Below are 25,285 nucleotides of genomic sequence, written 5' to 3' on the forward strand. Positions count from 1 at the left end.
GGGACCGGGCTGGGAAACGGGCGGCGGCTGAGCGATGATCGGCTCATGGGTGACACGAGCGAGCAGGCGGCCGAACAGCCGGAACAGGACGGTCCGGCGTCGAAGCGGGACGCGGGCCGGCGCAGGCGGGCCGCGCACCGCGGCGCCGAACGGGTGCTGGCGCGCGGCGCCTGGGACCGGTCGATGAGCGCGTCTCTCACCGCGCTCGCCGAGGACGGCGCCTCGGTGTACGACATGACGGCCTCGCCCGACATCTACGGCGACGGGGTCGTCGCCGAGCTGGAGCGCCGGGTCGCTGAACTGCTGGAGACGGACGCCGCCGCGTTCTTCCCGACGGGCACGATGGCGCAGCAGGTGGCGCTGCGCTGCTGGGCGGGGCGTACCGGCAACCCGGTCGTCGCGATCCATCCGCTGGCCCACCCCGAGGTCCACGAGCAGGGCGCGCTGCCGGCCGTCAGCGGGGTGCGTACGGTCCATCCGACCCGGGAGCCCCGGCTGCCGACCGCCGACGAGGTCCGCGACCTCGGTGAGCCCTTCGGCACGCTGATGCTGGAACTGCCGCTGCGGGACGCGGGGTTCGTGCTGCCGTCCTGGGAGGAGCTGATCGACGTCGTGGACGCGGCGCGGGAGCGGGACGCGGTCGTGCACTTCGACGGCGCCCGGCTGTGGGAGACCGTGACGCACTTCGGCCGCCCGCTCGCCGAGATCGCGGGGCTCGCGGACAGCGTGTACGTGTCGTTCTACAAGTCCATGGGCGGTCTCTCGGGCGCGGTGCTCGCCGGCTCGGAGAGCCTGGTCGACGAGGCCCGCGTCTGGCGCCACCGCTACGGCGGCCAGCTCTACCAGCAGTACCCGGCGGCGCTGGCCGCGCTGGTGGGCCTCGACCGCGAACTGCCCCGGCTGCCGTCGTACGTGGCGCACGCGCGCGTGGTGGCCGCGGCGCTCGCTGAAGGGTTCGCGACGTCGGCGGCCCCGTGGTTCCGGGTGCACCCCGACCCGCCGCACACGCACCAGTTCCAGGTGTGGCTGCCGTTCGGGCCGCAGGTGCTGAACGAGGCGTCGCTGCGCCAGGCGGAGGAGACGAAGGTGGCCCTGTTCGGCCACTGGAGCGCCGCCGGCACGTCCCTGCCCGGCGTCGCGATGACGGAGGTGACGGTGGCGGAGGCCGGCCTGGAGTGGACGCCCGACGACGTACGGGCGGCGGTGGCGGACTTCGTCGCCCTGGTGGTCGAGGAACAGGAACGCGAGCTGCGGGCGTAGGCGGCGGGACCGTGGTGAGCTGCGCCGGCTGGGACGCCCCGGCGCCGCAGGCGCGGGTGTTGGGCTGCGGGGCACGCGCTGCCCGGCGCCTAGGCGCTTGCGCCGCCGCCTGCTCGTACCAGGCCCGTCTCGTAGGCCAGCACCACGACCTGCACCCGGTCGCGCAGGCCCAGCTTCGTGAGGATCCGGCCCACGTGGGTCTTCACCGTCGCGTCCGAGAGCACGAGCCGCCCCGCGATCTCGCCGTTCGACAGGCCCTGCGCCACGAGCATCATCACCTCGCGCTCGCGGGTGGTCAGCCGGTCGAGTTCCTTGTGCTCGGGCTCGGCCGCCGACGGGAGCATCGGGGAGAACCGGTCGAGCAGCCTGCGGGTCGTGGACGGCGCGACGACCGCGTCGCCGCTGTGCACCGACCTGATGGCGGAGAGCAGTTCGCCCGGCGGTACGTCCTTGAGCATGAAGCCGCTGGCCCCCGCCTTGAGCCCGGAGAAGGCGTACTCGTCCAGGTCGAAGGTGGTCAGGATGAGCACCTTCGGCGGGTTCGGCGCCGCGCAGATACGGCGGGTGGCCTCGACGCCGTCGAGGCGCGGCATCCGTACGTCCATCAGCACGACGTCCACCGCCCTGCCGCGCAGGTTCTCTATCGCCTCGGCGCCGTCCCCCGCCTCGGCGACGACCTCCATGTCGGGCTGCGCCGCCAGCACCATCCGGAAGCCGGTGCGCAGCAGCATCTGGTCGTCGACGAGCATGACGCGGATCGACATCAGCGGGTTCCTGTCCGGTAGGAGCGGTGGGCGAGGGGTCGTACGCGGTCAGTGCGCGGGTTTCAGGGGGAGCAGGGCGCTGATCCGGAAGCCGCCGCCGGGCCGCGGCCCCGCGTCGAGCGTGCCGCCGACCATGCCGACCCGCTCGCGCATGCCGATGAGCCCGTGGCCGTGGCCGTCCGCGCCGCCGTCCTCGTACATCTCGTGCGCCGCGCCCCTGCCGTCGTCCTCGACGAGCAGCCCGAGGCCGTCGTCGAAGTAGACCAGGCGCACGCTGGCGCCGACGTCGGGGCCGCCGTGCTTGCGGCTGTTGGTGAGGGCTTCCTGCACGATCCGGTAGGCGGTGAGTTCGACGCCGCTGGGCAGGGCGCGCGCGGTGCCCTCGATCTTGAAGTCGACGGTGATGCCGGTCTTGCGCACCTGCTCGACCAGGTCCTCGATCTGCTCGACGTCGGGCTGCGGCACGTACTCGCCGCCCTCCTTGGTGTCGCCGGTGCGCAGCACGCCGAGCAGCCTGCGCATCTCGGCGAGCGCCTGCCGGCCGGTGCTGGAGATGGTCTCCAGCGCCTGCTTGGCCTGGTCGGGCGCCGCGTCCAGGACGTAGGCGGCGCCGTCGGCCTGGACGACCATCACGGAGACGTTGTGCGCGACGACGTCGTGCAGTTCGCGGGCGATCCTGGCCCGCTCCCCCGCGACCGCCACCTTGGCCTGCGCCTCGCGCTCCTTCTCCAGCCGGGTCGCGCGCTCCTCCAGTTGGTCGAAGTAGGCACGGCGGGTGCGGATCGAGTCGCCGAGCACCCAGGCGAGCACGAACGGCACGGCCAGCACGACCGTGAAGAAGATCTGCCCGCCGGTGCTCGTCGTGTTCGCCGGCCAGCGCAACTGGGACAGCGGCGCCGCGCACAGCCCGCCGAACAGCGCGAGCAGCGAGGCCCAGCGCGGCCGGCCCTGGGCGGCGACGGTGTAGATGATGACCAGCATCGCGAAGTCGCCCGGCCCCACCCGCACGTCCACCGCGAGCTGGACCAGGCCGATGGCCGTCACCAGCAGCAGCATCCGCTCGGGTGCCTTGCGGCGCAGCGCGACGACCAGGCTCAGCAGCGCCGCCACGGCCATGGCGGTCAGCCTCGGCTCGACGCCCAGCGTCTCCTGGATCGCCCACAGCAGTGAGATCCCGAAGAGCACGACAGCCCAGAAACTGTCGACGCCCGTCGGGTGTCTGCGGAGGAAGTCGTAGAGGCGCTGCACGTAACCCAGCGTAGGGATGTGTAAAAGGACGAGGGGTCAACCGGAGGACCGATCCGGTCGGCGGAAGCGTACTCCCCAAGGTGGAGACTTGGCGCCGTGACGGATGAGACAGATCAGTCTGACGGGGTGCGGGGCGACCTGAGCGGCGCCGGGGGGCCGCGCCGCTGGCGTACGGCTGCCGAGGCGGCGCTGTACGGGCCCGGCGGCTTCTATCTGCGCCCGGAGGGCCCCGCCGGGCACTTCCGCACGTCCGTGCACGCCTCCCCGCTGTTCGCCGCGGCGGTCGCCCGGCTGCTGGCCGGTACGGCGCGGGCGCTCGGCGGCGGCGAGGTGGCCTTCGTCGACATGGGCGCGGGCCGCGGCGAGCTGGCGGCGGGCGTGCTGGCCGCCGTACCGGCCGGGCTCGCCGTACGGGCGTACGCCGTCGAGCGCGCCCCGCGCCCGGCGGGTCTCGATCCGCGGGTCGAGTGGTGCGCAGAGCCGCCGGCCGGGGTGCGGGGGCTGCTGTTCGCCAACGAGTGGTTGGACAACGTGCCGTTGGACGTGGCCGAGACGGGCGCCGACGGTGTCGCGCGCTATGTCCTCGTACGGCCCGACGGCGGCGAGGAGCCCGGTGGTCCCGTGGACGGGCCGGACGCCGCGTGGCTGGCCCGCTGGTGGCCGTCGCACCGCCCCGGCGAACGGGCGGAGACCTGGCGCGCGGAGACCTCGCGGGCGGAGACCTCGCGGGCGGAGATCGGCCGGCCGCGCGACGAGGCGTGGGCCGCCGCCGTCGCTTCGCTGGAGCGCGGTCTCGCGGTCGCCGCCGACTACGCCCATCTCCGGGACTCCCGCCCGCCGTTCGGGACGCTGACCGGCTTCCGGGACGGCCGCGAGGTGCCGCCCGTCCCCGACGGGAGCTGCGACCTGACCGCCCATGTGGCGCTGGACGCCTGCGCGTTGCCCGGCGCGGAACTGATCAGCCAGCGCGACGCGCTGCACCGCCTCGGGGTGTCGGGGCAGCGCCCGCCCCGCGAGCTGGCGGCCACCGACCCGGCGGGCTATCTGCGGGCCCTGTCGGCGGCCGGGGAAGCGGCGGAGCTGACGGCGCGCGGTGGCCTCGGCGACTTCGGCTGGCTCCTCCAGCCCGTCGGCACCGACCCGGCGGATTTCTGGCTCTGAGAGACTGTCGCCCATGACGGAGACCACCCGGACGACGGTCGGTGTCGGCGGCGCCGCCGAGAGCACCGACATGGTGCTCAACATCGGCCCCCAGCACCCTTCCACGCACGGCGTGCTGCGGCTGCGGCTGGTGCTCGACGGCGAGGTCATCCGCAGCGCCGAGCCCGTCATCGGCTATATGCACCGGGGCGCGGAGAAGCTCTTCGAGGCGCGCGACTACCGGCAGATCGTGATGCTCGCCAACCGCCACGACTGGCTGTCGGCGTTCGCCAACGAGCTGGGTGTGGTGCTGGCCGTCGAGCGGATGCTCGGCATGGAGGTGCCCGAGCGCGCCGTGTGGACCAGGACCCTGCTCGCCGAGCTGAACAGGGTGCTCAACCATCTGATGTTCCTCGGCTCCTATCCGCTCGAACTGGGCGGCATCACCCCGGTGTTCCACGCGTTCCGGGAGCGCGAGGAGGTGCAGAGCGTCATGGAGGAGATCTCCGGCGGACGGATGCACTACATGTTCAACCGGGTCGGCGGCCTCAAGGAGGACCTGCCGGCCGGCTGGACGGGCCGGGCCCGGCACGCGGTCGCCGAGGTCAGGTCGCGGATGGACGTCTACGACGGTCTCGTCCTCGGCAACGAGATCTTCCGCGGCCGTACCCGCGGGGTCGGTGTGCTGTCGCGGGACGCGGTCCACGCGTACGGCGTTTCGGGGCCGATCGCCCGCGCCTCCGGCGTCGACTTCGACCTGCGGCGCGACGAGCCGTATCTCGCGTACGGCGAACTGGCCGACACGCTCACGGTCGTCACCCGCGAGGACGGCGACTGCCTGGCCCGCTTCGAGTGCCTGCTGGAGCAGACCCACAACGCGCTGGCGCTGGCCGACGCGTGTCTCGACCGGCTCGCCGAGCTGCCGCCGGGGCCGATCAACCAGCGGCTGCCGAAGGTGCTGAAGGCGCCGGAGGGGCACACGTACGCCTGGACCGAGAACCCGCTCGGCATCAACGGCTACTACCTGGTGTCGAAGGGCGAGAAGACGCCGTACCGGCTGAAGCTGCGCTCCGCCTCGTTCAACAACATCCAGGCGCTCACCGAGTTGCTGCCGGGGACCCAGGTCGCCGACATGGTGGCGATCCTGGGCTCGCTCTTCTTCGTCGTCGGAGACATCGACAAGTAGCCGGTCCCCGAAGGGCGTTCAGCCGGTCTCAGCCGGTCGCGCGGCGCAGGCCGCCCAGTTGGAGCTGTTCGGTCTCGTCGTGCTCGGTCAGATCGATGACCTGGCCTGCGGCCGGTTCCCCGGTGGTGCGCTGCTCGGCGACCGCTTCCTCGCCGACCACGTCGGCGAGGTCCTCGCCTTCGACGTCGGCCAGTTCGGCGCCGGGCTCCTCGGTCTTGTCGGGCTCGTCGGCGTTGTCGGCCTCGTCGGCCTTGTCATCGTCGGCCTGCTGCTCGGCGGGCGCCGCAGCCGTGTTGTGCGTGGTCGCGGGGATCTGGGTGCCGAAGAAGTCGAAGCCCCCGCCGGGCAGCCGCACCGGGCCGCGCTGCGCGGAGTACGGGACGATCGCCGAAGCGGTGGGGACGCGGGTGGCGGGGAGAGTGGACGACGTGCGGCTGTGCTGCTCTCCTCCGGCGGCAGCCGCATGCTTCCCCAGCGCCTCCCTGGACTGCTCCGTGGCCCCTTCTTTGGCCGGCACTTTCGCCGACTCTCTCGCCGGCTCTTTGGTCGGCTCCTTGAACGGCTTCTTGGACTCGGCGCGCTGCTCGCCCCTGCCCCTGTCCCGGTCGAGAGCGGCCCGGACGGTCCGCTTCACCTGCTGGCTCGCGTGGTTGCGCGGCATGTTCTCCATGGCGCGCCTGGCCATGAGGTACGCGGACGGCGTGGCGGCGTTGCCCGCCGGCAGGGCCTTGGGCTCGGCCGCCGCTTCGATGGCGAGCTGGCGGCGGCCTTCGAGCGCGGTCGCGCGCTCGGTCTCCGCCGTGGCGTACCGCCGCAGCAGCGCGGCGTGTTCGCCGCGCAGCCGGGCCAGTTCGACGCGCTTGGCACGCAGCCGGCCGTCGAGCTTGACGCGGATCTCCCTCGACTCGTCGATGTCCGCCTCCAGTTCGGCTATCCGCTCTTCCGTCTGCCACTGGTCGCTCTCGCGGGCGCGGGTCAGATCGGCGACGCGGTGACCGGCGTCCTCGTCCCAGCGGCGCATGAAGAAGGCACCGGTGGCCGCGGCGACGGCGGCCAGCGCCGCGCAGGTCCGCAGGGCCACCGGATCGGCGAACAACCAGGCGCCCGCGGCGCAGACAACCGCGGCTCCGGCGACCGAGATCGGCGGCAGGAGCTTGTGGAGGGGTGGGGAATGGCGGTGGCGTCCACGTGGCATGGCGGAAATTTACCGTGCGTGGGGGCGGAATGGGGGGCCGGTCGGACAATCTTTCCCCGCCCGTTGCCGACTCCCCTCCCGTGCCACTCCCGTTGCCCGGCGGAACTACTTCTTGAGCAGGCCCTTGGACTCCAGGTAATCCTTCGCGACATCCGCCGGCTTGGCGCGCTCGGCGTCGACCTTGAGGTTCAACTGCGCGAGATCGTCGGTCGTGAGCGTCGCCGTGAGCTTGTCGAGCGCCGCGGCTATCTCCGGCGAACCGGCGTCCTTCGCATTGACCACCGGCAGCAGGTTGTCGGCGTTCTGCAGCTTCTTGTCGTCCTCCAGGACGACCAGGCCGAAGCTGTCGAGCGTGCCGTCGGTGGTGGTGGAGAGAACCACCTGGTCCACCCCGTCCTTGACGGCCTGCTTGGACTGCGGGGTGCCGACGCCCTTCGGGTCGAGACCGGTCACGTCGATCTTGTAGGTCTTCTTCAGACCGGGGATGCAGAAGGGCCGTACGGTGCACTCGTCACCGGCGGCGACCTTCACCTTGAGCTTCGACTTCCCGAGGTCCGAAAGGGTCTTGAGCTTGTTCTTCTCGGCGAATTCCTTCGTCACGGCGAAGGCATTCTGGTCGACGGCCTCGCCGACCTGGAGCACCTTCAGCCCGCGCGGCTCGGCGAGCTTCTTCAACTCGGCGACGGTGGCGGCCGCGTCGCTGGAGGCGAGCGGCTTGGCCAGCGCCGCCTTCGCGCCGTTCACCTTCGCGTTGAGGAATTCGGTGATCGTCGCCGCGTATTCCGGTACGACGTCGATGTCGCCCTTCTCCAGCGACGGCTCGTACAGCTCACGGTTGCTCACCGTGGTGACGGACGTCTTGTATCCGGCGTTGCCCAGGGTCTGCGCGTACAGCTCCGCCAGCACCTTCGACTCGGTGAAGGAGGCGGCGCCGACGACCAGCGAGCCCTTGCTGCCGGAGCCCGAGCCGGCGCTCGTGCCGCTGCTCGCCGCCGAGCCCCCCTTGTCCTTCTCCAGGCTGTCGCCGCCGCATGCGGCGAGCGAAACGGTCAGGGCCGCCACTCCGAGTACCGCACCCGCGATCTGCGAGGTCTTGCTCATCAGGTTCACCATCCAAAAGGCCGAAGTTCGGTCGTCACACGGTTGTGCGGGTCTTTGTTGTGGGGGTCGTCGCGGTGGGAGGTGCGGGGGACGCGGCGGTGGGGCGGGTGGCCGCCGAGGCGGCGGGCCTGGCGGGCGCGATCAGCCGGTCGAGCAGCAGCAGCGCGCCCTCGACGAGCAGCGCGAGCAGCGCGACGAGGATCGCGCCGGCGACGACCTGGGCCGTGTTGTACGTGTTGAAGCCGGCGGTGATGATCCGGCCGAGCCCGCCCTGACCGACCATCGCCGCGATGGTGGCGGTGGCCACCACCTGCACGGCGGCCGACCGCAGCCCGGTCATGATCAGCGGGTAGGCGAGCGGCAGCTCGACCCGGGCGAAGACCTGGGTGCCGGACATGCCCATGCCCTTGGCCGACTCCACCACCGCGCGGTCGACCTCGCGCATGCCCACGTACGCGTTGGTGAGCAGCGGCGGCACGGCGAAGAGCACGAGCGCGATGATCGTCGGGACGAAGCCCGAGTTGCGCAGCGGGGAGATCATGAAGATCGCGAGGACGGCGAAGACCGGAATCGCGCGGCCCACGTTGGAGATGTTGATCGCGAGCGCGCCGCCCTTGCCGATGTGGCCGAGCCACAGCGCGAGCGGCAGGGCTATCAGGCACGCCAGCAGCATCGAGACGCCGCTCACGTACGCATGCTCGCCGAGCCGGTGCCACACCCCGTTCTGCCCGGACCAGTTGGCACCTGTGGTGAGCCATGTCCAGGCTCCGCCCAGCTCCCCCATCGTCAGCTCACCGCCTTCAGCGTGCGTATCCGGGTCCAGGGCGTAAGCAGTCGCTGCACGCCCAGCAGCAGCAGATCGGCGACGACGGCGAGCAGGACGCAGAGCACGGAAGCGGTGAGCACCTGTGCTTTGAAGAACGTCTGCAGCGCGTCGCTGATCAGATTGCCGAGTCCGCCCCGGCCGACGATCGAGCCGATCGTCGTCAGGGCGATGGTCGAGACCGTCACGATGCGCAGCCCGGCCATCAGCGCGGGCAGCGCGAGCGGCAGCTCGACCTCCCAGAGCAACCTGGCGGGTCCATATCCCATTCCGCGTGCGGCGTCCCGTGCCTCTTCCGGTACCGATTCGAGACCCGCGATGATGTTCCGCACGAGAATGGTCAGCGAATAGAGCACGAGTCCGGTGATCACCAGACCGGCGGAGAGCCCGAAGAGCGGCAGCAGCAGCGAGAACATCGCCAGCGAGGGAATCGTGTAGAGCAGAGTCGTCAGACCGAGCACGGGAGCGGCGAAAGCCGGTTTGCTCCGGGCCAGCAGCGCCAGCGGGAATGCCACCAGCAGCCCGATGGCGACCGAGACCGCCGTGATCCACACATGCTGGACCGTGGCATCGATCAGCTCGTGACTGCGGGAGTGAAGATACTCACCGCAGATCCAGTCGTTGGCCGCCATGCATCCTTGCGCGCTCATCCGTCCCCACCTCCCCCGACTCCCCGAACGTATGTCTCTGACCCACGTCTGGGGACCCTATCCCCGACCACTGACATTCGCGGAAGTCCGCCACATTCCAGCAACATGGCCTTCACACAACACGGCTCACAATGGGGAACCATGATCCGATTCGAGCACGTCACCAAGCGGTACGCGGACGGCACCACCGCCGTCGACGACCTCTCCTTCGAGGTGTCAGCGGGTGAACTGGTCACGCTCGTCGGACCGTCCGGCTGCGGGAAGACCACGACCATGAAAATGGTCAACCGGCTCATCGAGCCCACCGAGGGCCGGATATTCCTCGACGGGGACGACATAGCCAAGATCGACCCGGTCGAGTTGCGGCGCCGTATCGGCTACGTGATTCAGCAGGTCGGTCTCTTCCCGCACAAAACGGTCCTGGAGAACACCTCGACCGTCCCCCATCTCCTCGGCTGGCAGCGCGCCAAGGCCAAGAAGCGCGCCGCCGAACTGCTCGACCTGGTGGGTCTCGACCCGTCCGTCTACGGCGACCGCTACCCGGCCCAGCTCTCCGGCGGCCAGCAGCAGCGCGTCGGCGTGGCCAGGGCATTGGCCGCCGATCCGCCGGTGCTGCTGATGGACGAGCCGTTCGGCGCGGTGGACCCCGTCGTACGCGACCACCTGCAGAGCGAGTTCCTGCGGCTACAGGCCGCCGTACACAAGACCGTGCTGTTCGTCACACACGACATCGAGGAAGCCGTCCGCCTCGGCGACCGCATCGCCGTCTACGGCCAGGGCAGGATCGAGCAGTTCGACCCGCCGGCCGCCGTGCTCGGCGCCCCCGCCACCCCGTACGTCGCCGACTTCGTCGGCGCCGACCGCGGCCTCAAACGGCTCTCCGTGACGCCCATCGAGGAGGGCGACCTGGACCAGCCGCCGGTGCTGCACCTCGACGACCCGCTGGAGACGGCGGCGGCGCGGCTCGCGAAGGACGGCGCGCGCTGGGCCGTCGTCCTCGGCCCCGACGACAAGCTGCACGGCTGGATCTCCACCGAGCAGACCGGCGCCTCGGGGACCGTACGGGAGCGCGCCCGCCGGATGGAGGCGTGGCTGCCGGTCGGCGCCTCGCTCAAGCAGGCGTTCGCCACGATGCTCCAGCACGACGCTGGCTGGATCGCGGTCATCGACAAGGAGGAGACCGGCCGGTTCCTCGGCGTCCTCACCCCGGCCCGGCTGCACGAGGCGCTGCGCAGGTCGATCGACGCGGACGCGCAGGCCATCCCGCGCACGGCGGTGGAGCTGGAGACGGTCAGCACGGTCGCCCCGCACTGAGCCGGACCCGGCCATAGGGTTGGGGGCATGAGTACGTTGCGCGGAGGACGCGAGGGGAACACCGTCGCAGGGCTGCCGGAGTGGGGCAGGTGCGCGGTGATGGGTGTCGTCAATGTCACGCCCGACTCCTTCTCCGACGGCGGCCGCTGGTTCGACACCACCGCCGCCGTCAAGCACGGCCTCCACCTCGTCACCGAGGGCGCCGACCTCGTCGACGTCGGCGGTGAGTCCACCCGTCCCGGTGCCTCGCGCGTGGACGAGGACGAGGAGCTGCGCCGGGTCGTGCCCGTCGTACGGGGGCTGGCCTCCGAAGGCGTCCTCGTGTCCGTCGACACGATGCGCGCCTCCGTCGCCGAGCAGGCGGTCGCCGCCGGCGCCGTCCTCGTCAACGACGTGAGCGGCGGTCTCGCCGACCCCGCCATGGTGCCCACCGTCGCTGCCGCCGAAGTGCCCTTCGTGGTCATGCACTGGCGCGGCTTCAGCCAGGACATGAACAGCCGCGCCGTCTACACCGACGTGGTCGCCGAGGTCGTCGCCGAGCTGCGGGAGCGGATGGACGCCGTGATCGCCGGCGGTGTCGACCCCGCCCGTATCGTCGTCGACCCCGGCCTCGGCTTCGCCAAGCAGGCACCGCACGACCTCAGCCTCATCGCCCACCAGGCCGAGCTGCACGCGCTGGGCAGGCCGCTGCTGGTCGCCGCCTCCCGCAAGCGGTTCCTCGGACACGTACTCGCCGGCGGCGAGGGCGCACCGCCGCCCGCCAGGGAGCGCGACGCGGCCACGGCCGCGATCTCGGCCATCGCCGCGCTCCAGGGCGCCTGGGCCGTCCGCGTCCACGAGGTACGGGCCACGGCCGACGCCGTACGGGTGGCACACGCCGTGGAAGGCGCCGTCTGATGGCCGAGGGACGCGGCACGGCGCACCCGGACAGCGAGCAGGTCGAGCTGGCCAACACCACGTTCTACGAGGCCATGGAGCGCGGCGACATCGAGACGCTGTCCGGGCTCTGGCTGGACGGCGAGGACGACGGCGTCTCCTGCGTCCACCCGGGCTGGCCGGTGCTCACCGGCCGCGGCGAGGTGCTGCGGTCCTACGCGCTGATCATGGCGGACACCGAGTACATCCAGTTCTTCCTCACCGATGTCGCGGTGTCGCTCGCGGCCGACACCGCGCTGGTGACCTGCACGGAGAACATCCTCAGCGGCGGCCCCGCGGCGGAGGCGGGCGAACTGGGCCCGCTCGTCGGCCAGCTCGTCGTCGCCACGAACGTGTTCCGGCGCACGGCCGACGGCTGGAAGATCTGGTCGCACCACGGCTCGCCCGTACTGGCCGAGACGGACGAGGAACAGGACGACGAGCCACCCGCTTGAGTGGCTGTGGGCCCGGCGTGGGTTGGTTCACGGCCGCACGGGTATGGGCGGAGCGACCGGCACCGCCGCTCCCCGTCCTGACCCCACGGGCGAGTGCTGTCGGTGCTCGCAGGTAGATTCGATCGGGATGACCTGGCCGCCCGCACGCGGCCGGGGCATTCGCCGACCAACGACAGCAGGAGTGATTCGCGTGGATCGTGTCGCGCTGCGCGGCCTCAAGGCCCGCGGGCATCATGGCGTCTTCCCACGGGAGCGCGAGGAGGGCCAGACCTTCGTCGTGGACGTCGTGCTGAGCCTGGACACACGGCCCGCCGCAGCCGGCGACGACCTGGCGAAGACCGTCCACTACGGCATCGTGGCCGAGGAGGTCGTGGGTGTCGTCCAGGGCGAGCCGGTCGACCTGATCGAGACGCTGGCGGAGCGCATCGCCCAGCAGTGCCTGAAGCACGACGGGGTCGAGGAGGTCGAGGTGGTCGTCCACAAGCCCGACGCCCCGATCACCGTGCCGTTCGACGACGTGACCATCACCATCACCCGGAGCCGAGTATGAACACCCAGAGCGATCCGACCGTCCAGCCGGTCCCCGCCTCCGTGGTCGCCCAGGTGGACGCAGCCGATGTCACCCTGTCCAACCCGCAGCGCGCCGTCATCGCCCTCGGCTCCAACCTCGGCAACAGGCTGGAGACCCTGCAAGGCGCGGTCGACGCGCTGGAGGACACCCCGGGACTGCGGGTGAAGGCGGTCTCCCCGGTGTACGAGACGGAGCCGTGGGGCGTCGAACCCGGCTCCCAGCCCTCGTACTTCAACGCGGTCGTCCTGGTGAAGACGACGCTCCCGCCGTCCTCGCTGCTGGAGCGCGGCCAGGCCATCGAGGAGGCGTTCGACCGGGTACGGGACGAGCGCTGGGGCCCGCGCACCCTCGACGTGGACATCCTGGCGTACGCGGACGTCGTGTCGGACGACCCGCTGCTCACGCTGCCCCATCCGCGCGCCCATCAGCGCGCGTTCGTCCTCGCCCCCTGGCGGGACGTGGACCCGGAGGCGCGGCTCCCCGGACACGGCGCCGTGCCGGAGCTGCTGGCCGGTGTCGGCGAGACCGGCGTACAGCACCGGGTCGACCTGGAACTCCGCCTGCCCGAGTAGTCGTTAGGCTCAGCGGGTCAGTCAGGTAGGCGAGGGTTCGAGGCGAGGCGAAGGGCGGCTTTCTCGGTGAAGCAGTTGAGGATCGGCGTCCTGGCCGGGCTGTTCGTGGTGGCCGGTGTGCTCTCCTGGAGCGGCGCCCGCCTCTGGGACTCGGTGGGCACCTTGCCGAGCGTCCCGCTCGCCGCGCCCATCGTCCTCGCACTGATCGCCGTCATCCTCTTCGCGACGGCGATCTCGCTCCGCGGCCAGCTCAAGGCCCAGCGCGAGCGGCGCCCGGGGGCGAAGGGCGTCGATCCGCTGATGGCGGCGCGCGCCGTGGTCTTCGGCCAGGCCAGCGCGCTGGTGGCGGCGCTCGTCGCCGGCATCTACGGCGGCGCGGGCGTGTTCCTGCTGGGCTCGCTCGACATTCCGCCCCGCCGCGACCAGGCCATCTACGCGGGCTTCTCGGTGCTGGCCGGCTTCGCCGTCATCGCCGCCGCCTTCTTCCTCGAGCGGGTCTGCAAGCTCCCGGAAGGGCCGGACGACGACCACGACCACCACGGGGCGAGCCCCATACGCTAGGTCCCGGCCCGGTATCAGCGGCCGATGATCAGGCTCATCGCTTCCGAGCGGGTCGCCGGGTCGCGCAACTGGCCACGGACCGCCGAGGTGATCGTCTTGGCCCCCGCCTTGCGTACGCCGCGCATCGTCATGCACATGTGCTCGCACTCGATGACCACGATCACTCCGCGCGGCTGGAGGATCTTCATCAGGGACTCGGCGACCTGGGTCGTCAGCCGCTCCTGCACCTGCGGGCGGCGGGCGTAGACGTCCACCAGCCGGGCCAGCTTCGACAGACCGGTGATCTTCCCGTCGGCGGACGGGATGTAGCCGACGTGCGCGACCCCGACGAACGGCACCAGGTGGTGCTCGCAGGAGGACATCACCTCGATGTCCTTCACCAGCACCATCTCGTCGTGCCCGAGGTCGAACGTCGTCGTCAGGACGTCCTCGGGGCTCTGCCACAGTCCGGCGAATATCTCCCGGTACGCCCGCGCCACCCGGCCGGGCGTGGCCCGCAGGCCCTCCCGGTCCGGGTCCTCCCCGACGGCGATGAGCAGTTCGCGTACGGCGTTCTCGGCGCGCTTCTCGTCGAATTCGCCGATGGCTCCCTCGCCGTCCAGCGTCATCGGGTCCCTCATGTGGTGCCTCGTTCCTGTTCCGTCCCCGCGGGCGGGCAGACAAATACCGCGCCCCCACAGGCTAAAACCTGGGGGGCGCGGCATCCATTCCGGGCCTGGTGGGGCGCCCGGGATCAGTTCTCCGGACGGTCCTCGGGGACCGCCTCGGTCGGTGTCTCACCGGTCGTCACGGCGGGCAGGCCGCCGTTCGTACCGTTGGCCCCGTTGGTCAGAGCCAGCTCCTTCGGGGAGAGCACCGGCGGCCGCGTCGAAGGCGTACGCCGCGAGGAGCCGGTCCACGCCGGACGGGCCGGGCGCTTCACGATCGTCGAGAAGACCTCGGCGATCTGCTCCTTGTTGAGCGTTTCCTTCTCCAGCAACTGGAGGACCAGATTGTCGAGGACGTCGCGGTTCTCGACCAGGATCTCCCAGGCCTCGTTGTGCGCGGTCTCGATCAGCTTCTTGACCTCTTCGTCGACCAGCGCGGCGACCTCTTCCGAGTAGTCGCGCTGATGGCCCATCTCACGGCCGACGAAGGGCTCGGTGTTGTCGCCACCGAACTTGATCGCGCCCAGGCGCTCGGTCATGCCGTACTGCGTGACCATGGCGCGTGCCGTCGCCGACGCCTTCTCGATGTCGTTGGCGGCGCCGGTGGTCGGGTCGTGGAAGACCAGTTCCTCCGCCGCGCGTCCGCCCATCATGTAGGCGAGCTGGTCGAGCATCTCGTTGCGCGTGGTCGAGTACTTGTCCTCGTCGGGCAGGACCATGGTGTAACCCAGGGCCCGGCCTCGGGACAGGATCGTGATCTTGTGCACCGGGTCGGAGTTCGGAGACGCCGCCGCGACCAGGGCGTGGCCGCCCTCGTGGTACGCGGTGATCTTCTTTTCCTTCTCGGACATGATCCGGGTCCGCTTCTGCGGGCCCGCCACGACGCGGTCGATGGCCTCGTCCAGCGCGTTGTTGTCGACGAGCTTGCGGTCGCCGCGCGCCGTGAGGAGCGCGGCTTCGTTCAGCACGTTCGCCAGGTCGGCGCCGGTGAAGCCGGGCGTACGACGGGCGACAGCGCCCAGGTCGACGTCCGGGGCGACCGGCTTGCCCTTCTGGTGGACCTTCAGGATCTCCAGCCGGCCCTGCATGTCGGGGCGGTCGACCGCGATCTGCCGGTCGAAGCGGCCCGGCCGCAGCAGCGCCGGGTCGAGGATGTCGGGCCGGTTCGTGGCGGCGATCAGGATGACGCCGCCCTTCACGTCGAACCCGTCCATCTCCACGAGGAGCTGGTTCAGCGTCTGCTCGCGCTCGTCGTGGCCACCGCCGAGACCCGCACCGCGGTGCCGGCCGACGGCGTCGATCTCGTCGACGAAGACGATCGCCGGGGCGTTCGCCTTGGCCTGCTCGAAGAGGTCGCGCACCCGGGAGGCGCCGACACCGACGAACATCTCGACGAAGTCGGAACCCGAGATCGAGTAGAACGGGACGCCCGCCTCACCGGCGACGGCACGGGCGAGCAGCGTCTTGCCCGTACCGGGCGGGCCGTAGAGCAGCACACCCTTCGGGATCTTGGCGCCGACCGCCTGGAACTTCGCCGGTTCCTGGAGGAATTCCTTGATCTCGTGCAGTTCCTCGACCGCCTCGTCGGACCCGGCCACATCGGCGAAGGTCGTCTTCGGCGTGTCCTTCGTGAGCAGTTTGGCCTTCGACTTCCCGAACTGCATGACCCGGGAGCCGCCGCCCTGCATCGAATTCATCAGGAACAGGAACACCACGACAAGGAGGACGAACGGAACGAGCGAGATCAGTACCGAGAGGAACGGGCTCTGCTTCGACGGTGAGACCGTGTAGCCCTTGCTGATGTCGCCGTTGTTGAACTTGGACTGCAGCGTCTTGGCCAGGTCGGCACCCTGGGTGCCGATGTAGCTGGCCTGGATCTTGTCGCTGCCCTTGATCTTCTGGCCGGACTTGAGTTCGACCTTGATGACTTGTTCGTCACCAGTGGTCAGCTTGACCTGTTCGGCCTGGTTCTTGGAGATCGCCTGGACGACCTCGCCGGTGTCCACTGTCTTGTAGCCGCCCGACGAGCCGACGACCTGCATCAACACGACCACGGCGAGGACGGCCAGCACGATCCACATGACCGGCCCACGGAAGTATCGCTTCACGTCCATCCATACGGAGCGATGACGCTCCGTCCCTCCTGCCCGTAGGTAAATGCTGCTGTGAGAAAAAGACTGTTCTTCGGACGGTACCCCAGCATTGTCACCCGCGACCGCACGGGACCGGCGACAAACCCGCCTTCCCATGCTCCAACGCCGGGCGGGTGGCAGGGGTTCCCGCCCCGCTCAGCCGCCGTAGACGTGGGGTGCCAGCGTGCCGACGAAAGGCATGTTGCGGTACTTCTCGTTGTAATCAAGGCCATAACCCACGACGAACTCGCTGGGAATGTCGAAACCGATCCATTTCACATCGATCGCGACCTTTGCGGCATCCGGCTTACGCAGCAGGGTGCAGACCTCCAGCGAGGCCGGTTCCCGTGAGCCCAGGTTGGACAGCAGCCAGGACAGGGTCAGTCCGGAGTCGATGATGTCCTCGACGATCAGGACATGCCTGCCCTTGATGTCGGTGTCCAGGTCCTTGAGGATCCGGACGACACCGGAGGACTGGGTGCCCGCCCCGTACGAGGAGACGGCCATCCAGTCCATGGTCAGGGGGGAGGACAGCGCGCGTGCCAGGTCCGCCATCACCATCACGGCGCCCTTGAGCACCCCGACGAGGAGCAGGTCCTTGCCCGCGTACTCCGCGTCGATCTTCGCCGCCAGCTCGGCCAGCTTCGCGTCGATCTCTTCTTTGGTGATGAGCACCGACTGGAGGTCGCTGCCGAGGTCCTTGTCGTCCACCGCTTCACTTTCGTTGTCGGCCGGGGTCCGGGATCGCGGCCCCGGTGGACACAGCCGGAGAACTTCAGACCGTCAGGTCCCAGCACTTCAGCCCTGCCGGATGACCAGTCTGCCACCCTGCCGTCTGGCCTCGACGCGGCCGGGCAGGTTGATGGCCGCCTGACCCCGCCAGCCGGTGATCAGCCGGTCCACCTCTTCGATGTGCCGGGCGAACAGCGAACCGGCCGGAGCGCCCGCGGTGATGGCGGCCCTGCGCAGCACCCGGCGGCGGACCGCGGGCGGCAGCGCGTACAGCTTGGCGCACTCCAACTGCCCCGCGGCGTCCCGTACGGCCCCCTCGGCGTCGGCGGCCCAGGCGTCGAGCGCGTCGGCGTCGTCGCGGGAGAGCTGGGCGGTACGGGCCAAGGCCTCGACGACGCCTTTGCCGAGCGCCTTCTCCAGGGCCGGCAGCCCTTCGTGGCGCAGCCGGGAGCGGGTGTAGGCGGGGTCGGTGTTGTGCGGGTCGTCCCAGACGGGGATCGACTGGACGAGGCAGGCCTTGCGGGCCGTCTGGCGGTCGATCGCGAGGAACGGGCGGCGGTATCTGCCGGCCGCCCCCGAGACGGCCGCCATACCGGACAGGGACCGGGTGCCGGAGCCCCGTGCGAGCCCGAGCAGAACGGTTTCCGCCTGGTCGTCGCGGGTGTGGCCGAGCAGGACCGCCGCCGCGCCGTGCTCTTCGGCGACCTGGTCGAGTGCGGCGTAGCGGGCGTCCCGCGCCGCGGCCTCGGGACCGCCCGCCTGGCCGACGGTCACGGCGACGGCCTCGACCGGGTCGAGCCGCATGGCGCCGAGCCGGGCGACGACCTCGGCGGCGCGGCGGTCGGAGCCGCTCTGCAGGCCGTGGTCGACGGTGACACCGCCGGCGCGTACGGAGAGCTTGGGGGCCTCGAAGGCGAGGGCGGAGGCGAGCGCCATGGAATCGGCGCCGCCGGAGCAGGCGACGAGCACCAGGGGCGGTCCCGCCTCGGGGGCGCGGGAAGCCGGGGAGCTGTCGGTGAGGATGTCGTGAAGTACGCGGCGAACCGCCAGGCGTATCGCCGCGACCGCAGGATGGGGACCCATGTCCGGTGCCCTTCGTGATGTTTTTCGGGAGGTGCCTCGCTCGGATTCGGGACGATGTCCGTCACTCAGAGTGCGTCGATGGTGACAGAACCGAGCCGATACCCGAGCATCGCACGCCTACCCATCACCTACGGTCCCTCGGATGGGTGATACCTGGGGCGTTCTTACGCTACGGACAGTTTCCGGTGCTCAGGAATCCCGGTCAGGAATCCGCCTTGCGGTGCACCCGCGCGATCCACTCCGCCGGTTTGGCGATCTCCGACTTGGTGGGGAGCGTGTTCGGCGAGGTCCACGCCCGGTTGAAGCCGTCCATGCCGACCTCCTCCACCACGGCCCTGACGAAACGCTCGCCGTCGCGGTACTGGCGCAGCTTGGCGTCGAGGCCGAGCAGCTTGCGCAGCGCCTGGTCGAGCCGGCTCGCGCCGCTGGCCCTGCGCTGCTGGAACTTCTCGCGGATCTCGGCGACGGACGGCACGACCTGCGGGCCGACCCCGTCCATCACGTAGTCCGCGTGCCCTTCGAGCAGGGACATGACGGCGGTGATCCTGCTGAGTACCTCGCGCTGGCCCGGGGTCTGCACCAGTTCGACGATCGAGCGGCCCTCGTCGTCGTCCTCGGCCGTACCGTCCGCCGCGCTGTCCGCGCGGTTGCCGCCGAGCGACTGGGCGGCTTCCCTGAGCCGCTCCAGGATCGTCATCGGGTCGACGTCGGTCTCGCGGAGGAACGACTGGATCTCGCCCTCCAGGTGGTCCCGCAGCCAGGGCACGCCGGTGAACTGGGTGCGGTGGGTCTCCTCGTGGAGGGTGACCCAGAGCCTGAAGTCGTGCGGGTCGACGTCCAGTTCGCGCTCGACATGGACGATGTTGGGCGCCACGAGCAGCAGCCGTCCGCCACCGCCCGCCGAGGGCAGGTCGCGGGTGTCGGGGGCGAAGGTCTCGTACTGGCCGAGCACCCGGGACGACATGAACGACAGCAGCATGCCCAGCTCGACGCCGGTGACCTTGCCGCCGACAGCGCCGAAGACGGCGGCTCCCGGACCGCTGCTGCTCTGCCTGCGCTCCTGCATCTTCTCCAGCAGGGGCTTCAGCAGCTCGCGGAACCCGGCGACGTTGGCCTTCACCCAGCCGGCCCTGTCGACGACCAGGACCGGGGTGTCCACCGGTTCCGTTCCTTCGGGGATCATCCGCGTGTAGGCGCGGACGTGTTCCTCCGCCGACTTCGCGTGCCGCCGCAGTTCCGCGACGATCTCGCGCGCTTCCTCGCGGCTCACTTCGGGACCCGGCCGCACGAGGCGGGTCGCGGTCGCCACCGCGAGATTCCAGTCGACCATCTCGGCACCACCGATGCTCGTCATGCGTCAACCGTACGTTGTCCGCGCCGAATGCGGTCAGGTGTCGGTGGCCCGGTTCTTTCCCTAGGTGCCCCCTGAGGGGAAGGGGGCACGTGCGGTCAGGCGGTCGGTACGAGGGTGGCGGCCAGCCGGTCGAGGGCCTTCTGCGCCGCGTCAGGGCCCGGGGTGGAGCCCGCCATGAACGCGAAGGCCAGCAGCCGCCCGTCGGCGTCGACGACCGTGCCGGCGAGCGTGTTCACGCCGGTGAGGGTGCCGGTCTTGGCCCGGATCAGCCCGGCGGCCGGCGCCGCGTCGGCGAACCGGGTCCGCAGGGTGCCGCTGAACCCGGCGATGGGCAGCCCGGTGAGTACGGGGCGCAGCTCAGGGGACTGCTGGTCGCCGTCCCGTACGAGCAGCGCGGTGAGCAGGGCGGCGCTGACCTTGTCCTGGCGGCTGAGCCCGCTGCCGTCGGCGAGCCGGGCGCCGGTGAGCGGCAGCTTCAGCTTCTTCAGCCGGGCCAGCACGGCCCGGCCGGCGCCCGCGAAGCTGGCGGGCTGGTCGGCCGCGACGGCGGTCTGCCGGGCCAGGGACTCCGCGATGTCGTTGTCGCTCTGGGTCAGGGCCCGCTCGACGAGGTCCGAGAGCGGCGCCGACCAGATCCTGGCGACGCGCTCGGCGCCCTTGGCCGCGCGCTCGGGGCGCGGCGGCGCCGTCGTACCGATGCCCCGGTCGCGCAGCAGCGCGGCGAACTCCCGGGCGGCGGCGCCCGCCGGGTCGCCGCTGCGCGGCGCGGGCCCGGTGGTGGACCTGTCCAGGCGGCCCTCGTTGCTCATCAGCGCGACGACGGGGGCGATGTTGTCGTTGGGGCCGATGGGGTGCTCGCGCGGCCCCGAGTAGAGGGACGTGTCGAAGCCCAGGTGGACCTTCTTGACGCCGCGGTCGCGCAGGGCCTTCGCGGTCCGGTCGGCGAGCGCGGCGAGCCCCTTGCTGTCGAGGGTGGCGTCGCCGCCGCCGACCAGGGTCACCTTCCGCCCGTCCGATCCCGCGACGACGGTGGTCGCGATGCGGTGGTCGGGCCCCAGCGCGGACAGGGCGGCGGTCATCGTCGCGAGCTTCACGGTCGACGCGGGCGTCATCGGGACCGCCGCGCCCTTCGCGTAGAGCTGCTTGCCGGTCGCCACGTCGACCACGACCCCGGTGTGCCGGGAGCCGAGCGCCGGGTCGGCGAAGAGCGGGTCGAGCTTGCGGGCGATGGTCCTCGGCACGCTCGTCGGCGTCTTCTCGGACGCGAGGTCGGACTCGTGCCCCGACCCGCCGAGCGCGGCCAGGACGGCGCCGGCGCTGGGCGCGGGCGCGGGCTCCGGCGCGGATCCGGGCGCCGGGCGCACCTGGTGATGTGCGCCACCCGTACGGCCCTGGGCGACCGCCCACTGCCGCTCGGCCTTACGCTGACCGTTGTCCCAGGGGCCGGCCGCCGCCACCGCACCGGCCGCAACCAGCAGCCCGACGACCACGGAACCTGCCGTGATCTGCCACACTTTCGGCTCAAGCACGGCTGACCAGCCCCTTTCGCGATCACACTGCTGCGTGGGGGACACTTAACCATTGCGCCTTGCCGCGAGCATGGCACCCCTGCCCATGCGGCCTGTCAGGCGGCGATCCGGGGGGCCCTCCTCCGCGCGCGGGCACACCATCACCGGACAGATGTGTTGATCATGGAGGAGCCACCCGTGGAGTTCGACGTCACCATCGAGATCCCCAAGGGATCACGGAACAAGTACGAGGTGGACCACGAGACCGGTCGCATCCGCCTTGACCGTCGTCTCTTCACCTCGACGAGCTACCCGGCCGACTACGGCTTCGTGGAGAACACCCTCGGCGAGGACGGCGACCCGCTGGACGCGCTGGTCATCCTGGACGAGCCGACGTTCCCCGGCTGCCTCATCAAGTGCCGCGCCGTGGGCATGTTCCGGATGACGGACGAGGCGGGCGGCGACGACAAGCTGCTCTGCGTCCCCGCCTCCGACCCCCGCGTCGAGCACCTGCGGGACATCCACCACGTGTCGGAGTTCGACCGGCTGGAGATCCAGCACTTCTTCGAGGTCTACAAGGACCTGGAGCCCGGCAAGTCCGTCGAGGGCGCCGACTGGGTCGGCCGCGCCGAGGCCGAGGCCGAGATCGAGAACTCGTACAAGCGCCTCCAGGCGCAGGGCGGCACGCACCAGCACTGACGGTACGCGCGGCGAGCCGAGCGCCACGACGGGCGGCACACCCTCCGGGGGGTGCCGCCCGTCGGCATGTGGCAGCCCATGACCGTGCCCATACTGGGCAGACGCGGGCGGGGCGGGTGTGACAGGACGGGCACGAGAGGAAGTGTGGAAGCGCAGTGGTGGCCGAGCCGGACGGTCCGGAGGACCGGAAACCTCAGTCGGACGAGGCACACAGCGCCTTCACCCCACCCTTCGGGGTGGAGCAGCCGCCGGTCCCCGACGACGACCGTCCGACCTCCGAATTCGCCCTGCCGGAGGGGCTGAACACCGAGCAGCCGGCCGGCAGCGGGGGCTCCGCCTTCGACACTCCCCCGGGGCTGCCCGCCTCGTACGGGGTCCGGCAGTCGCCGCCCGCCTTCACCCCGGCCGAGGGCATCCCGATGGTCCGCATAGTCAAGGAGGCGCCCTGGCAGGACCAGATGCGCACCCTGCTGCGGATGCCGGTCGGCGAGCGGCCCGTACCCGAGCCGGTGCAGCGGCACGACGAGGCGGGGCCCGCCGTGCCGCGCGTGCTGGACCTGACGCTGCGTATCGGGGAGCTGCTGCTGGCGGGCGGTGAGGGCGCGGAGGACGTCGAGACGGCGATGTTCGGCGTGAGCCGGGCGTACGGACTCGACCGCTGCGAGCCGACCGTCACGTTCACGCTGCTGTCGATCTCGCATCAGCCGTCCCTGGTCGAGGACCCGGTGACGGCCAGTAGGACCGTACGGCGCAGGGGCACCGACTACACGCGGCTCGCGGCCGTCTACACGCTCATCGACGACATCACCACCGAGTCGACGGACGTCACGCTGGAGGAGGCGTACCGGCGGCTCGCCGAGATCCGCCGCAACCGCCACCCGTACCCCGGCTGGGCGCTGACGGTGGCGAGCGGGGTGCTGGCGGGCTCCGCCTCCGTGCTGGTCGGCGGTGATCTGGTGGTGTTCGTCGCGGCGGCGCTCTGCGCGATGCTCGGCGACCGGCTGGCCTGGCTGTGCGCGGGGCGCGGGCTGCCGGAGTTCTACCAGTTCGTGGTCGCCGCGATGCCGCCGGCCGCGATGGGGGTGGCGCTGACCCTGCTCAGTTCGGCCGAGCACTGGGACATCAGGCCGTCGGCCGTCGTCACCGGTGGGCTGTTCGCCCTGCTGCCGGGACGGGCCCTGGTCGCGGGCGTGCAGGACGGGCTGACGGGTTACTACATCACCGCGGCGGCGCGCCTGCTGGAGGTCATGTACTTCTTCATCGCGATCGTCATCGGCGTGCTGCTCGTGCTCTATCTCGGCGTGCAGCTCGGCGCCGAGCTGAACCCGGACTCGTCGATCCACACCCATCCGCGGCCGCTGCTGCAGATCCTGGTGTCGGTGGCGCTGAGCTTCGCCTTCGCGATCCTGCTCCAGCAGGAGCGGTCGACGGTGCTGCTGGTCTCGCTCAACGGCGGGGTGGCGTGGGTCGTGTACGCGGCGATGCACGACGTGGGCCATATCTCGCCGGTCGCTGCGACGGCGGTGGCCGCCGGGCTCGTCGGCCTGTTCGGGCAGTTGCTGTCGCGCTACCAGTTCGCCTCGGCGCTGCCGTACGTGACGGCGGCGATCGGTCCGCTGCTGCCCGGTTCCGCGACGTACTTCGGACTGCTCGGCATCGCCCAGAACGATCTGGACAAGGGGCTCGCCTCGCTGTCGAAGGCGGTGGCACTGGCCCTGGCCATCGCGATCGGGGTGAACCTCGGTGGGGAGATCTCCCGGCTGTTCCTGCGGGTGCCGGGCGGGGGCCGCACCTCGGGCCGCCGCGCGGCCAAACGGACGCGCGGGTTCTGACCCTGCCGCCGGTGCGGGTGCCCCGCGTCAGTTCTTGGCGTGGCGCCTGCGGCCGCCGGTGCCCGGCGCCTCGGGGCCCTGCGTACCGTCACGGCCCGTACCGTCACGGCCCGCCGTACCGGCGGGCGGCTGCGGCGCCTGGGCCGCGGCCTTCTTGGACTTCGAGCGGGCCCGCAGGAACTCGATCGCGATCGGCACCACGGAGACGAGCACGATGGCGACCAGGATCAGCTCGATGTGCGCGTTGACGAAGGCGACCTTGCCGAGCGCGGCGCCCAGCAGCGTGACCCCGGCGCCCCAGAGCATGCCGCCGATGATGTTGAACGTGATGAACGAGCGGTAGTTCATCTTGCTGACGCCGGCGATGATCGGCGTGAACGTACGGATCACGGGCACGAACCGGGCCAGGACCAGCGACTTGGGGCCGTACTTCTCGAAGAACTCGTGCGCCTTCTCGACGTTCTCCTGCTTGAAGATCTTGGAGTCCGGCCGCCGGAACAGCGAGGGGCCGACCTTGCGGCCGAAGAGGTAGCCGACCTGGTCTCCGACGATCGCCGCGACGGCGACCAGCGTGCAGACCAGCCACAGCGGCTGGTCGAGCGAGCCGGCCGTGACCAGCAGCCCGGCCGTGAACAGCAGCGAGTCGCCCGGCAGGAAGAACCCGATGAGCAGGCCGGACTCGGCGAAGACCACCACCAGGACGCCGAGGAGACCGAAGGTCCCGATCAACTGGTCCGGGTCCAGCCAGCTCGGTCCGAGCGCAATGGTGGTCACGGGTTCGGGACTCCTGTGTCGTGTCGGTCGATCGTCGAATCGGCGTTGTCGGCCGGCCCAAAGCTATCAACGTCCGCCGGGCTCCTGCGGTTCCACTCGTCTGCCGGGATGCGGGCGGGGCAGACGAGTACGAAGGTGAGACCCGAGAGCGACCGGCGAGAGGGACGGCACATGGGAACGGAAGAATACGGCGGCGGCCAGGGTACCGGCGACGACGTCCTCGTCGTCACCACGAACGACGTGCCCGGCTTCCAGGTCCGCCAGGTGATCGGCGAGGTCTTCGGCCTGACCGTCCGCTCCCGCAACGTCGGCAGCCAGTTCGGCGCCGGGCTGAAGTCCCTGGTAGGCGGCGAGCTGAAGGGGCTGACGAAGACGCTCGTGGAGACCCGCAACCAGGCGATGGAACGACTCGTCGAACAGGCCAGGTCGCGCGGCGGCAACGCGGTGCTGATGATGCGCTTCGACGTGACCGAGGCGGCCGACGTGGGCACCGAGGTGTGCGCGTACGGCACGGCGGTGGTGCTCGAACCCACGTCCTGACCCGCGTCCGGTGCCGCCCTCGGCACGGCCGCCGCACACGGCCCCGGGCCCGAGCGGCCGCGTACCGGCTCGTTTCCGGGGTGGCCGGAGCACGCCGGTGCAGCCGTCGGCGCGGGCCTCAGGCCGCCGACCGGAGCGCGCCGGTCGGCGGCCCGGCCGGCCGAAGCGCCGGGCCCGTCCGGAGCCGCAGTCGGCACGACCGTCGGGTTCGGCCCCGCGACCCGACCGG

25 protein-coding genes are annotated in these 25,285 nt (G+C 71.1%); 12 read left to right on the top strand and 13 right to left on the bottom strand.

The genetic code is table 11. From position 1 onward, the window contains the following. Positions 1-45 precede the first annotated feature (45 nt). A complete protein-coding gene (locus tag ACZ63I_RS25980; RefSeq protein ID WP_469341413.1) occupies positions 46-1,260 on the top strand; it encodes a threonine aldolase family protein in 1,215 nt (404 codons plus the stop codon). 89 nt (positions 1,261-1,349) lie between these two features. Here ACZ63I_RS25980 and ACZ63I_RS25985 read toward each other — a convergent pair whose 3' ends face one another. Together ACZ63I_RS25985 and ACZ63I_RS25990 are read right to left on the bottom strand one after the other, a co-directional pair. Continuing rightward, positions 1,350-2,024, bottom strand: coding sequence for a response regulator transcription factor (locus tag ACZ63I_RS25985; protein ID WP_469341414.1), 675 nt, complete (start codon positions 2,022-2,024; stop codon positions 1,350-1,352). Positions 2,025-2,072: 48 nt separating this feature from the next. Further along, the gene (locus ACZ63I_RS25990) at positions 2,073-3,272 is read right to left on the bottom strand and encodes a sensor histidine kinase (RefSeq protein WP_469341415.1); all 1,200 of its coding nucleotides are present in this window, start codon (positions 3,270-3,272) and stop codon (positions 2,073-2,075) included. A gap of 126 nt (positions 3,273-3,398) precedes the next feature. On the opposite strand from ACZ63I_RS25990, the gene ACZ63I_RS25995 reads away from it, so the two are divergent. Together ACZ63I_RS25995 and ACZ63I_RS26000 are read left to right on the top strand one after the other, a co-directional pair. Continuing rightward, positions 3,399-4,433 carry an SAM-dependent methyltransferase gene (locus ACZ63I_RS25995; protein WP_469341654.1) on the top strand — a complete coding sequence of 345 codons (1,035 nt, stop codon included), beginning with the start codon at positions 3,399-3,401 and terminating at the stop codon, positions 4,431-4,433. Positions 4,434-4,446: 13 nt separating this feature from the next. Next, positions 4,447-5,598, top strand: a complete 1,152-nt coding sequence (locus ACZ63I_RS26000; RefSeq protein WP_469341416.1) for an NADH-quinone oxidoreductase subunit D — start codon at positions 4,447-4,449, stop codon at positions 5,596-5,598. A 28-nt stretch (positions 5,599-5,626) separates the two neighbouring features. Here ACZ63I_RS26000 and ACZ63I_RS26005 read toward each other — a convergent pair whose 3' ends face one another. From ACZ63I_RS26005 to ACZ63I_RS26020, 4 genes are all read right to left on the bottom strand, one after another. Continuing rightward, complete coding sequence (locus ACZ63I_RS26005; protein ID WP_469341417.1) at positions 5,627-6,793, bottom strand: hypothetical protein; 1,167 nt, start codon at positions 6,791-6,793, stop codon at positions 5,627-5,629. Between the two features lie 105 nt (positions 6,794-6,898). Beyond that, positions 6,899-7,894 carry an ABC transporter substrate-binding protein gene (locus ACZ63I_RS26010; protein WP_469341418.1) on the bottom strand — a complete coding sequence of 332 codons (996 nt, stop codon included), beginning with the start codon at positions 7,892-7,894 and terminating at the stop codon, positions 6,899-6,901. A 34-nt stretch (positions 7,895-7,928) separates the two neighbouring features. After that, entirely contained in the window at positions 7,929-8,678 is a 750-nt protein-coding gene (locus ACZ63I_RS26015; RefSeq protein ID WP_469341419.1) for an ABC transporter permease, read from the bottom strand. Between the two features lie 2 nt (positions 8,679-8,680). Further along, entirely contained in the window at positions 8,681-9,367 is a 687-nt protein-coding gene (locus ACZ63I_RS26020; protein WP_469341420.1) for an ABC transporter permease, read from the bottom strand. A 141-nt stretch (positions 9,368-9,508) separates the two neighbouring features. On the opposite strand from ACZ63I_RS26020, the gene ACZ63I_RS26025 reads away from it, so the two are divergent. From ACZ63I_RS26025 to ACZ63I_RS26050, 6 genes are all read left to right on the top strand, one after another. Then, positions 9,509-10,681, top strand: a complete 1,173-nt coding sequence (locus tag ACZ63I_RS26025; protein ID WP_469341421.1) for an ABC transporter ATP-binding protein — start codon at positions 9,509-9,511, stop codon at positions 10,679-10,681. A gap of 27 nt (positions 10,682-10,708) precedes the next feature. Then, positions 10,709-11,578, top strand: coding sequence for a dihydropteroate synthase (gene folP, locus ACZ63I_RS26030; RefSeq protein ID WP_469341422.1), 870 nt, complete (start codon positions 10,709-10,711; stop codon positions 11,576-11,578). Next, positions 11,578-12,051: a nuclear transport factor 2 family protein gene (locus tag ACZ63I_RS26035; RefSeq protein ID WP_469341423.1), complete on the top strand. Its 474-nt coding sequence runs from the start codon at positions 11,578-11,580 to the stop codon at positions 12,049-12,051. Before folP ends, ACZ63I_RS26035 begins: the two co-directional genes overlap by 1 nt. A 190-nt stretch (positions 12,052-12,241) precedes the next feature. Continuing rightward, positions 12,242-12,601 carry a dihydroneopterin aldolase gene (gene folB, locus ACZ63I_RS26040; protein WP_469341424.1) on the top strand — a complete coding sequence of 120 codons (360 nt, stop codon included), beginning with the start codon at positions 12,242-12,244 and terminating at the stop codon, positions 12,599-12,601. Next, positions 12,598-13,194, top strand: a complete 597-nt coding sequence (gene folK, locus ACZ63I_RS26045) for a 2-amino-4-hydroxy-6-hydroxymethyldihydropteridine diphosphokinase (protein ID WP_469341425.1) — start codon at positions 12,598-12,600, stop codon at positions 13,192-13,194. Before folB ends, folK begins: the two co-directional genes overlap by 4 nt. A 66-nt stretch (positions 13,195-13,260) precedes the next feature. Further along, positions 13,261-13,755: a DUF3180 domain-containing protein gene (locus ACZ63I_RS26050; RefSeq protein ID WP_469341426.1), complete on the top strand. Its 495-nt coding sequence runs from the start codon at positions 13,261-13,263 to the stop codon at positions 13,753-13,755. Positions 13,756-13,769: 14 nt separating this feature from the next. On the opposite strand, the gene folE is transcribed toward ACZ63I_RS26050, so the two are convergent. From folE to dacB, 6 genes are all read right to left on the bottom strand, one after another. Continuing rightward, complete coding sequence (gene folE, locus ACZ63I_RS26055; RefSeq protein WP_469341427.1) at positions 13,770-14,375, bottom strand: GTP cyclohydrolase I FolE; 606 nt, start codon at positions 14,373-14,375, stop codon at positions 13,770-13,772. Positions 14,376-14,488: 113 nt separating this feature from the next. Further along, positions 14,489-16,516, bottom strand: coding sequence for an ATP-dependent zinc metalloprotease FtsH (gene ftsH, locus ACZ63I_RS26060; protein ID WP_469341428.1), 2,028 nt, complete (start codon positions 16,514-16,516; stop codon positions 14,489-14,491). A gap of 174 nt (positions 16,517-16,690) precedes the next feature. Next, positions 16,691-17,245, bottom strand: a complete 555-nt coding sequence (gene hpt, locus ACZ63I_RS26065; RefSeq protein ID WP_041986371.1) for a hypoxanthine phosphoribosyltransferase — start codon at positions 17,243-17,245, stop codon at positions 16,691-16,693. 87 nt (positions 17,246-17,332) lie between these two features. Beyond that, entirely contained in the window at positions 17,333-18,349 is a 1,017-nt protein-coding gene (tilS, locus tag ACZ63I_RS26070) for a tRNA lysidine(34) synthetase TilS (protein ID WP_469341429.1), read from the bottom strand. Between the two features lie 202 nt (positions 18,350-18,551). Continuing rightward, positions 18,552-19,703 carry a zinc-dependent metalloprotease gene (locus ACZ63I_RS26075; RefSeq protein WP_469341430.1) on the bottom strand — a complete coding sequence of 384 codons (1,152 nt, stop codon included), beginning with the start codon at positions 19,701-19,703 and terminating at the stop codon, positions 18,552-18,554. A 95-nt stretch (positions 19,704-19,798) separates the two neighbouring features. Continuing rightward, on the bottom strand, positions 19,799-21,232 hold the full coding sequence (dacB, locus tag ACZ63I_RS26080; RefSeq protein WP_469341431.1) for a D-alanyl-D-alanine carboxypeptidase/D-alanyl-D-alanine endopeptidase: 1,434 nt from the start codon (positions 21,230-21,232) through the stop codon (positions 19,799-19,801). A 177-nt stretch (positions 21,233-21,409) separates the two neighbouring features. Here dacB and ACZ63I_RS26085 point away from each other — a divergent pair, with 177 nt between their 5' ends. Further along, complete coding sequence (locus ACZ63I_RS26085) at positions 21,410-21,910, top strand: inorganic diphosphatase (protein WP_041986385.1); 501 nt, start codon at positions 21,410-21,412, stop codon at positions 21,908-21,910. Positions 21,911-22,065: 155 nt separating this feature from the next. Then, a complete protein-coding gene (locus ACZ63I_RS26090) occupies positions 22,066-23,742 on the top strand; it encodes a threonine/serine exporter family protein (RefSeq protein WP_469341432.1) in 1,677 nt (558 codons plus the stop codon). Positions 23,743-23,769: 27 nt separating this feature from the next. Here the strand turns inward: ACZ63I_RS26090 and ACZ63I_RS26095 are convergent, their stop codons facing one another. Next, a complete protein-coding gene (locus ACZ63I_RS26095) occupies positions 23,770-24,516 on the bottom strand; it encodes a DedA family protein (protein ID WP_469341433.1) in 747 nt (248 codons plus the stop codon). 171 nt (positions 24,517-24,687) lie between these two features. Between ACZ63I_RS26095 and ACZ63I_RS26100 the strand changes: the two genes are divergently transcribed. After that, the gene (locus ACZ63I_RS26100; protein WP_469341434.1) at positions 24,688-25,056 is read left to right on the top strand and encodes a YbjQ family protein; all 369 of its coding nucleotides are present in this window, start codon (positions 24,688-24,690) and stop codon (positions 25,054-25,056) included. Positions 25,057-25,285: the final 229 nt, after the last annotated feature.

The organism is Streptomyces sp. NPDC087906 (assembly GCF_055584925.1).